Source organism: Bradyrhizobium centrolobii (assembly GCF_001641635.1).
Taxonomy (GTDB): Bacteria; Pseudomonadota; Alphaproteobacteria; order Rhizobiales; family Xanthobacteraceae; genus Bradyrhizobium; species Bradyrhizobium centrolobii.
In genome coordinates, this window is the sequence record NZ_LUUB01000030.1 from 1 (window position 1) to 8,959 (window position 8,959).

Consider the following 8,959-nt stretch of genomic DNA (forward strand, 5'->3'; position numbering starts at 1 on the left):
GCGCTGCGGTCGAGGTGTTGCGCCGGCAGCGCCACACCGGCCAGCAGATTGCGGCCGAGGTCGGGATCTCTCCGGCGACCGTCAGCCGCATCCTGCAACGGTTGGGATTGAACCGGTTGCGCGACCTGGAGCCAGCCGAGCTGGTGCGGCGCTATGAACGCGAACATCCCGGGGAGTTGATCCACATCGACATCAAAAAGCTCGGCAAGTTCAACCGTGTAGGCCATCGCATCACCGGTGATCGAACTGGCCAGAGCAGCCTGCGTGCCCGCGGTGAAGGACCTGGCTGGGAATACGTCCACGTCTGTATCGACGATGCCTCCCGCATCGCCTTCAGCAAGGTCATGAAGAGCGAGCGAAGGAGCTGTGCCGTGTCTTTCCTCAAGGCAGCGATCGCCTACTACGCCAGCCTGGGCATCAAGGTCGAGCGGGTCATGACCGACAACGGCTCTTGCTACAAATCCTTTGCCTTCCGCAAAGCCTGCAGACGTCTCGGCCTGAAGCACATCCGCACCAGGCCCTACACGCCCAAGACCAACGGCAAGGCTGAACGCTTTATCCAGACCAGCCTGCGCGAGTGGGCCTATGCCCGCGCCTACAACACCTCAAAAGAACGAGCCGACGAGCTGCCGAGGTGGCTTCACCGCTACAATTGGCATCGGCCTCATGGCAGTATCGGTTCCGTGCCACCCATCAGCAGACTCGCTCTAAACAGGAACAACCTGTTGAGGCTCCACAGCTAGCCAGCTAGCGCCGATTGAGCGCCAACGAAACGCCCGTGACGTTGGTGCCCTGCGGACGGATCGAGATGCTCTGCCGGCTGCCGCGCGTCGTCAGCGACAGATTGGCCGAGAAGTTATCGCCGCGCGCGGCTGCGTCGACATGGTCTTCGGTCGCTCGCCCCGAGATCGTGCCGGATGCGTTGCGTGTGGCTTCGCTCCATGAGCCGGAAATGACGCCGTCGCGATATTCGACATTGCCCGCGAGATCGAAATTGTAGCTTTCGCTGGCGCATCTCAGATTGAGGCGAAGCTCGGTGCCGCTTTGGGCGACATTATAGGCCGCGCGGCAGCGCAGCTGTTCCTGCCCGCCGTCGGTTGTGCTCAGCATGCCGGTGCCCGACCATGTGCCTGCCATGGCGGCGAACGGAGATGCCGCAGCCTGGGCTGCACCACAGGGAAGGCACAGCGCCGTCATGAGTAAGCCTGCCCGCGCGATACCATATCCAGTCATTTGCGGACCTCCATCGTAAGGATCGACCGTTCCAACGCGCGAACCGGACAACGGTTCTTAGGGTTCCGCCGGTCTCTGGTTTCGCCGAGCCTGCCGGGCTACCCTCCGGGCCTCGGAACAACGAGAAGGAGGAAATGATGAAATCTGCCTTGTGGGCCTCGTCGCTGGCATTGGCCGCTGCGGGCGGCTGGCTGGCCGCCACTCTGTTTGCAGCGCCGGCCACCAGCAAGGAGCCGCGCTTTCCGCAGCTTACCATGGACCAGCTCGACGAGAAGCAGAAGCCGCTCGGCGAGCAGATCATGAAGGTCTCGAGCGTCGGCATCGGCGGGCCCTACAACCCGATGATCCGCAGCCCCGTGCTCGGCCAGCGCCTGTTCGACCTGTTCCACTATCTGCGCTGGGAAACGTCGGTCCCGACCGAGCTCAATGAGTTCGCGATCCTGGTGATCGGACGACAGTGGCGCTCGCAGGTGGAATGGTTCGCCCATGCACCGCTCGCCGCGAAGGCCGGCCTGTCGCCTGACATCATCGCCGAGCTGAAGGCCAACAAGCGGCCGTCCGGGATGGCCGAGGACGAGGCGGTGGTTTACGACTTCGTCACCGAGCTCACCACGACCAAGAAGGTCTCGGACGAGACATACGCGCGCGCCAAGAAGGTGTTCAACGATCAGCAGATCGTCGATCTCACCGCGCTCGCCGGCAACTACGTGATGGTCGCGATGCTGCTTGCGATGGCCGAGGAGACGGTGCCGCCGGGCAAGGAGGAGCCGTTCAAGGCGGGTGAGCCGTAAGGCGAAGAGCTCTCTTGTGTGCGCAAGATCAGGCCCGGTCCTGCCGCCTGATCCGCCCGAGATGGGTGAAGCCGAAGCCGGCCGAATATTTCAAGCCGTAGCCGAGCGCCCGGTCGATGCCGATATGGGCGAGCCAGATCAAGGCGACGGACAAAGTGAGGGGCGAGGCGAAGCCAAAACCAAGCGTCATCAGCGTCACCGGCGCCATGTAGCTGTGGGCGGCGTTGTAGACCATCGCCCCGAACCGCGCGTCCGACAGGTAGGCGAGGAAGCTCAGATCCGGCACCAGGAAGAGCAGGAGGTAGAGCGTCCAGGAGCCGCCCCAGGCCGCATAAAGCAGCGTCATGCCGACGAACAGGGTCAGCCCCTCAAGCCGCAAGAGGAGCTTGACGCCACCGGTCGCCGCGCCGGTCTCGGCAGTTGCCTCATCCATGGTCCGTCTCCCCAGGCAAAACTTTGTAATCCCTCACGCTTTCGGCGCGGGCAGGGCAGCCCTGCGAGACCGAAAGCCGCTTCCCGGCCCGCAAAATGCCGTGTTAGAACCCCGGCAATCGCATTTAGGCTAAGAACTGGCGGGAGCAAATGAAACATATCCTGGACGCCCTTGAAGAACGTCGTGCCGGCGCAAAGCTCGGCGGCGGGGAAAAGCGCATCGAAGCGCAGCACGCCCGCGGCAAGCTGACCGCGCGCGAGCGCATCGAGCTGCTGCTCGACAAGGGATCGTTCGAGGAGTTCGACATGTTCGTCGAGCACCGTTCCACCGAGTTCGGGATGGAGAAGACCAGGGTGCCGGGCGACGGCGTCGTCACCGGCTGGGGCACCGTCAACGGCCGCAAGACCTTCGTCTTCGCCAAGGACTTCACCGTGTTCGGCGGCTCGCTGTCCGAGACCCACGCGCTGAAGATCACAAAACTCCAGGACATGGCGATGAAGGCGAGGGCGCCGATCATCGGCCTCTATGACGCGGGCGGCGCGCGCATCCAGGAGGGGGTCGCCGCGCTCGCCGGCTATTCCTACGTGTTCCGCCGCAACGTGCTCGCCTCGGGCGTGATTCCGCAGATCTCGGTCATCATGGGCCCCTGCGCCGGCGGCGACGTCTATTCGCCGGCGATGACCGACTTCATCTTCATGGTGAAGAACACCAGCTACATGTTCGTCACCGGCCCGGACGTCGTGAAAACCGTCACCAACGAGGTCGTCACCGCCGAAGAGCTGGGAGGCGCCTCCGTGCACGCGACGCGCTCCTCGATCGCCGATGGTGCCTTCGAGAACGACGTCGAGACGCTCTTGCAGATGCGCCGCCTGATCGACTTCCTGCCGTCGAACAACACCGACGGCGTGCCGGAATGGCCGAGCTTCGACGACATCGGTCGGGTCGACATGTCGCTCGACACGCTGATCCCCGACAATCCGAACAAGCCGTACGACATGAAGGAGTTGATCCTGAAGGTCGTGGACGAGGGCGACTTCTTCGAGATCTCGGAAGCCTTCGCCAAGAACATCGTCACCGGCTTCGGCCGCATCGCGGGCCGCACCGTCGGCTTCGTCGCCAACCAGCCGATGGTGCTGGCCGGCGTGCTCGACTCTGACGCTTCGCGGAAAGCTGCGCGCTTCGTCCGCTTCTGCGACGCATTCAACATCCCGATCGTGACCTTCGTCGACGTGCCGGGCTTTTTGCCGGGCACCGCGCAGGAATATGGCGGCCTGATCAAGCACGGCGCAAAGCTGCTGTTCGCCTATTCGCAGTGCACGGTGCCACTGGTGACGATCATCACCCGCAAGGCCTATGGCGGCGCCTTCGACGTCATGGCCTCCAAGGAGATCGGCGCCGACATGAACTACGCCTGGCCGACCGCCCAGATCGCGGTGATGGGCGCCAAGGGCGCGGTGGAGATCATCTTCCGCTCTGACATCGGCGACCCCGACAAGATCGCCGCGCGTACCAAGGAATACGAAGACCGCTTCCTGTCACCCTTCATCGCCGCCGAGCGCGGCTACATCGACGACGTCATCATGCCGCACTCGACCCGCCGCCGCATCGCCCGCGCGCTGGCGATGCTGAAGGACAAGAAGACGGAAATGCCGGCGAAGAAGCACGACAATTTGCCGTTGTAGAGAGAAGCGTAGGGTGGGTTAGGCGAAGCCGTAACCCACCAGACGCGATCGAAGTGGGTATCCGCAGGGCGAGTCTCTTATGATGAGTGTTTTCGACCTGTCTGAAGACCATCCGCTGCGCCTTGCTCACAAGAAGAGCAGCAACCACCGCGCGGACATCGAACGCAGTCAGCGTTGCGGCTGCTTCTTTTGCAAGAAGACGTTTGGTCCAGATCAGATCGTCGATTGGGTCGATGAGGACTCTACGGCCTTGTGCCCCGAGTGCGGAATAGACAGCGTGATTGGAGATGCCTCTGACGTGCAAATCACCAAGGCCTTTCTGGAAGAAATGCACACAGCTTGGTTTGCAGTAAGCTGACGCTGGTCCGCTCTACAGTCCCCCTTGGTGCCAAAGTTCGTTCGTGACCAAGTATCGACGATCCTGAATCCAATGACCGAAGACGATCAGACCGACGAGATTTCAGAGATCGAAGCGCGGATCGAGGCGCTGGCCGAGATCGCTGAACGGTGCCGGAAGTTCATCCTAGCTTCCAAGATCGCCATCGGCGGCGGTGCTGCACTGCTGTTGATCACGATCCTCGGCCTGTTCGGATTCGGTCAGGTCGCGGCGCTTGGATCGATCGCCCTGGTGCTGGGCGGGATCGTCTCGCTCGGCTCGAACATCAGCACGTTGCGGCAGACCGAGGCCGCGATCAGTGCCGCGGAGATGCGCCGCCTGGAGCTGATCGGTAGGATCGATCTTCGCCTGGTCGCCGATACGCCCATGAAGCTCATGTGAAGCGGCTTGCAATCGCCTGCCGCGGGCCTACCATGACCAGGTCGCACCCGGCAAGACGACGACGCGCGCCGTCGCCCTGGTGCGTTTTGTCCCCTCTACGCGTTCACAGAACTAGAAGCGTGATGAATTTGGCTTGAATCGGCGTGGTCGCGGGTTCGGTTCACCTCTCTCGAGAGGTGAACCTCCCGCTGCGGCGCCAGCTCAATCTCATGCTTTAGAGCCCGCGCAGGATGGGTTGAGCATAGCGAAGCCCATCCTGCGAGGCCGTGACTTCGCCTACGCAGCCTTGTGCTGCTGCTTCATGGCCTCCGCCGCACGCTTCTTCAGTTCGGCCGGAGATACATCCTCGATATGGGTGCCGATGTGCCACCGGTTCCCCGCCGGATCCGTCACGCCGCCGCTGCGGTCGCCGTAAAATTGATCGGCGGGCTCCATCAGCGATGTGCCGCCAGCCTTGAGCGCCTTCTGATAGACGGCATCGACGTTCGGTACGTAGAGATACAGCATCGTGGACGTTGCTTGTGCGCGCTCCGAGGGGTCGGAAATCATGACGATGGAATTTCCGATTTTGAACTCCGCATGTCCAACCTTGCCATCGGGCCGCATCATCGGCTCGAAGACCGGTTGGGCTCCAAAAGCGTCTTTCATGAAATGGATGATCTTCTCCGCACCATCGACGACGAGATAGGGCGTGACGGTGTGGTATCCCTCGGGAACCGGTTTTACTTTGGTTGCCATGGTTGTTTCCTCTGGTTTGATGGATTTGATCCATGCAGGACGACCCAGCCCGCCTCATGTCGTGTCCGGAATCTTCGGCCCGGTCTTTGAACAAAGTATGACGGCTGGTGCGCCGCGCTGCAGTTCGTCGCTTCGATTCTTGTCCGCTGCTGAGTTCCTCGTTGTCAGTGTTGTTGGGCCACAAAAGCATCCGCGGCGGAACCCGCATGTCCGCCACCTTCTTCATCGTCCGCGCCACCGTCACCAACGCCGGCAAACGCGTCGCGTTCGATCGCTGGTATGAGAAGGAACATCTGCTGGACGCAGTAGGATCGTTCGGGACGAACGGGTCAATTGTGTGCGGCTCATCACGGCTCGGTGTGTTGAGTGGGTTAGCGGGCGCCTGACCCGCCCTACGGTCGGCCTTTACGTGTCGCGTCTGCCGCAGCGAAATGCGCCATCTGGTCAGCGCGGGCCTTGATGAAGGCCGGGCGGGCCGTGGCGCGCGTGACATAGTCGCGACAGGCCGAGCATAATGCGTAAGGTGGGTTAGCGGTAGCGTAACCCACCAACTTCTGCTTCACCGGATAGAGAAGTGGCGGATTACGCTGCGCTAATCCGCCCTACGGGCGCGCGGCTCCCTCACTGCCCGAGTTTCGCAAGCTTCCCTTGCTTCGCGGCCTCGACGGCACGCTCGGCATCCTCCGGCAGCAGCAATCGCTCCGCGACCTGCCGCGCAGCCTCACGGCGAACAGCGGCGACATACGCCTCATCGTTCGCATAACGCTCCGCAATCGACAGCCTTGGATCATGCACTTCCTTCCGCGCGGCCTCGGTCGGCGCGAAGGGGACCACCGCGCCCTGCAACGGATACAGCGCCGTTGTCCCAAACCCCTGCGCCCTTGGATTCCACGCGGTGTAGGTCGCGCGCGGCACGGCGAGCGCGAGTTGGCGGATGCCGGCAATCGCCATGCCGTCGTTGTCCGCCTTCGGCACGAACACGGGATAGCGGCCGATCTCCTTTGGCGGCAACACGCTCTGGTCGGAGAAGACTGCGAGCGTGTGGATGCCGGCGTAGGGAAGGCCGGGGATATCTGTCGGTACGGCGCGTTGCGCCGGCACCAGCGTGCCGTGCGCGCGCATGGGGACGCGGCTTGCGGGCGGTTTCGTGCCGTCGCTGATCCAGGCGTTGAGGTCAGTGAGCAGCGCGCGCATCGGCATGCCCGCATGCATCGGATTCTGCGGCAGCGACATCGCCGGCACGGTCTTGCGCATGACGTCGGTGGGCGCGGCGAAATGCGGCGTGCCAGCGATCATGTAGGCGCGGACATTGTCGGGCAGGTCGAGGTGGTTGCCGGCAAGATCGGTGACGAGCAGCGAGGCGTGCGAGGCCCACCATTCGTGCTCGCTGTCGGTCTGCATGACCTTCGGACACGTCGCCGAGAGCGAGCAGCGCCGGAGCAGGCCGTCGGTCTTGCCCGAGTAGACATCGCTGAGGCTCGCATAGGTGAAGGGGAAGAGATCGGCCTGCCACGCCGAATCCTGCGGATGACGCGGGTTGCGGCCGGGCTGGCCGAAGCGCACATTGGTCGCCATGCGCCGCGTGCCGGCGACATGCGGCATCAAGCCGTCGAACACCATGCGGCCGGCGAGGTCCTCGTTGAAGCCGAGATAGAGGAAGTCGCGCAGGAAGCGGCCGGATTGCGAGACGCCGAAGCCGATGGCGCGGCTCACGGATGGATGCAGCCCATTGAGCAGCGGGTTCGCCGAGGTCTCGTCGTGACGGAGGAAGCTGACGACGTCGCGCACGGCGGCAAAGCCCATGCCGAGCGGCACGGGATCGCGTGCGGTGTAGGTGATCTCATAGAGCGCGCCGCCATCAAAGTCGTCGGGCCTGGTGATCTCGACCGTCGAGGGATCGATGAGCTTGGCGGAGAGGCCGGCGGGCGTCTGCCGCGCATCGGCCCAGGCGGCGCGCACGGTGACGTTGAGGTTGGCGGGATCGGCGGCGGGCCAGGTCAGTGTCGTCCGCGCAGGGCTCGTGGTGTTGTCGAAGATCACCTCTTCGCGTGCAGGTCCGGTGATGCTCTTCAGGACCGGCGCGCTCAGCGCCATCTGTCCCGGCTTGGACGGGATGTCGCCCTGCCAGCCGACCCACACCATCGTGTAGCCTTGGCGATGCAGGAAGCCGATGCCGGCGTCCTCCGCGGCCTGCGCGTTGTTGGCGCCGGGCTGGGACGAGTCGTCGAACAGTTGTGGCGCGAGTTTTCGGCCGCGATTGGGCACTTCCAGCAGCAGCGTGCCGTTGCCATGGGTGGGATCGGCGGGCCGCAGGATCACGACGTCGGCGGTCGCCTCGACCTTGCCGTCCGCGTTGCGCGGTGCGAGCGAAAGGTCGGTGATGACAGCGTTGCGCTCGTCGGACGCGTTGAGCGCGATGGTGGCGCGCGCGGTGATCCGCTCATAGGTGCCGACGCTGCCAAAACTGCGGCCGGCGAAGGCGGGCACGCGCTCCAGAACATCGAAGCGGACGATTTCGGCGGGGGAGGCGGCGGGCCAGAGACAGGTGATCGCGATGAGGCCCGTGATGATCCCGCGCATGGCCATTCCTTCCCCTATCTGGCGCGATCGGGAAGGCCCGTCGCGCGACTTTTTGTTGTCGCCACTATAACCGGCTATCCTGCCGCCAAACAACCATCGGGAGGAAACCCAATGCCCGCCGCCTTCTTCGTCGTCCGCGCCACCGTCACCGATGCCGGCAAGCGCGCCGCGTTCGACAAATGGTACGAGACCGAGCATCTGCCGGATGCGATGAAGGCGTTCGGCGTAGCCAAAGCGTGGCGGTTCTGGAGCCTCGGCGAGCCTTCGCTGCATCAGGCCATGTATCAGTTCGATGACGAGGCGGCGCTCGAGGCCATGCTGAAGGGAGAGGCGCTGAAGCGGCTGACGGCCGATTTCAACCGCGACTGGCCCGAGGTGACGCGGACGCGCGAGACGCTGGTGCTTGCGCAGGAGTTCGGGAAGTAGCCACCACGTCGTCATTCCGGGGCGCGCCACTTGGCGCGAACCCGGAATCCATTCCGCCAGGCGAATGCTGCTCAATGGATTCCGGGTTCGCGCTACGCGCGCTCCCGAATGACGGTGCTTGGGCGGCTACGGCCGATCGTGTCAGCCTTGCAATGAATCTGAACGCGCGATTCAGCCGCAGTTCATATCGTCACCGCGACACTTCACTCTGCATCACTTGCCGATAGCTCAGAGGAAATGTCATGGAGCGCCGGAACTTTTTGAAACTTGCATTCGGTGTCGCGGCTGGAGCGGCCGC

Annotated in this window: 12 protein-coding genes and 1 pseudogene; 8 read left to right on the top strand and 5 right to left on the bottom strand. The window is 63.6% G+C overall.

Features of this window, described 5'->3' with window-relative positions; genetic code table 11:
- A partial coding sequence (locus tag AYJ54_RS05840; protein WP_063697026.1) for an IS481 family transposase occupies window positions 1-743 on the top strand: 743 nt, incomplete at its 5' end.
- A gap of 4 nt (window positions 744-747) precedes the next feature.
- Here AYJ54_RS05840 and AYJ54_RS05845 read toward each other — a convergent pair.
- Window positions 748-1,233 (bottom strand): hypothetical protein, encoded by a 486-nt coding sequence (locus AYJ54_RS05845; protein ID WP_063697310.1) that lies wholly within the window; start codon window positions 1,231-1,233, stop codon window positions 748-750.
- Window positions 1,234-1,370: 137 nt separating this feature from the next.
- On the opposite strand from AYJ54_RS05845, the gene AYJ54_RS05850 reads away from it, so the two are divergent.
- Window positions 1,371-2,024: a carboxymuconolactone decarboxylase family protein gene (locus AYJ54_RS05850; protein WP_245328905.1), complete on the top strand. Its 654-nt coding sequence runs from the start codon at window positions 1,371-1,373 to the stop codon at window positions 2,022-2,024.
- 28 nt (window positions 2,025-2,052) lie between these two features.
- Here the strand turns inward: AYJ54_RS05850 and AYJ54_RS05855 are convergent, their stop codons facing one another.
- Window positions 2,053-2,457: a DUF4260 domain-containing protein gene (locus AYJ54_RS05855; RefSeq protein ID WP_063697314.1), complete on the bottom strand. Its 405-nt coding sequence runs from the start codon at window positions 2,455-2,457 to the stop codon at window positions 2,053-2,055.
- Window positions 2,458-2,606: 149 nt separating this feature from the next.
- Here AYJ54_RS05855 and AYJ54_RS05860 point away from each other — a divergent pair, with 149 nt between their 5' ends.
- The 3 genes from AYJ54_RS05860 to AYJ54_RS05870 all read left to right on the top strand — a co-directional run bounded on the left by AYJ54_RS05860 (window position 2,607) and on the right by AYJ54_RS05870 (window position 4,917).
- Entirely contained in the window at window positions 2,607-4,139 is a 1,533-nt protein-coding gene (locus AYJ54_RS05860) for an acyl-CoA carboxylase subunit beta (RefSeq protein WP_063697316.1), read from the top strand.
- An 82-nt stretch (window positions 4,140-4,221) separates the two neighbouring features.
- Window positions 4,222-4,497 (top strand): hypothetical protein, encoded by a 276-nt coding sequence (locus AYJ54_RS05865; RefSeq protein ID WP_063697551.1) that lies wholly within the window; start codon window positions 4,222-4,224, stop codon window positions 4,495-4,497.
- A gap of 72 nt (window positions 4,498-4,569) precedes the next feature.
- Entirely contained in the window at window positions 4,570-4,917 is a 348-nt protein-coding gene (locus AYJ54_RS05870; RefSeq protein WP_063697317.1) for a hypothetical protein, read from the top strand.
- A gap of 276 nt (window positions 4,918-5,193) precedes the next feature.
- Here the strand turns inward: AYJ54_RS05870 and AYJ54_RS05875 are convergent, their stop codons facing one another.
- Complete coding sequence (locus AYJ54_RS05875) at window positions 5,194-5,655, bottom strand: VOC family protein (protein WP_063697319.1); 462 nt, start codon at window positions 5,653-5,655, stop codon at window positions 5,194-5,196.
- 206 nt (window positions 5,656-5,861) lie between these two features.
- Here AYJ54_RS05875 and AYJ54_RS05880 point away from each other — a divergent pair, with 206 nt between their 5' ends.
- Window positions 5,862-6,041 carry a hypothetical protein gene (locus AYJ54_RS05880; RefSeq protein ID WP_063697321.1) on the top strand — a complete coding sequence of 60 codons (180 nt, stop codon included), beginning with the start codon at window positions 5,862-5,864 and terminating at the stop codon, window positions 6,039-6,041.
- Window positions 6,042-6,047: 6 nt separating this feature from the next.
- On the opposite strand, the pseudogene AYJ54_RS53680 reads toward AYJ54_RS05880, so the two are convergent.
- Window positions 6,048-6,161, bottom strand: a pseudogene (locus AYJ54_RS53680) (glutathione S-transferase family protein); the annotation flags it as partial.
- A 115-nt stretch (window positions 6,162-6,276) separates the two neighbouring features.
- Window positions 6,277-8,235, bottom strand: a complete 1,959-nt coding sequence (locus tag AYJ54_RS05885) for an alpha/beta hydrolase domain-containing protein (RefSeq protein ID WP_063697554.1) — start codon at window positions 8,233-8,235, stop codon at window positions 6,277-6,279.
- A 111-nt stretch (window positions 8,236-8,346) separates the two neighbouring features.
- Here AYJ54_RS05885 and AYJ54_RS05890 point away from each other — a divergent pair, with 111 nt between their 5' ends.
- Window positions 8,347-8,661, top strand: a complete 315-nt coding sequence (locus AYJ54_RS05890; protein WP_063697323.1) for a hypothetical protein — start codon at window positions 8,347-8,349, stop codon at window positions 8,659-8,661.
- A gap of 242 nt (window positions 8,662-8,903) precedes the next feature.
- Window positions 8,904-8,959: twin-arginine translocation signal domain-containing protein (locus AYJ54_RS52015; protein ID WP_245328913.1), on the top strand; the 56-nt coding region annotated here is incomplete at its 3' end.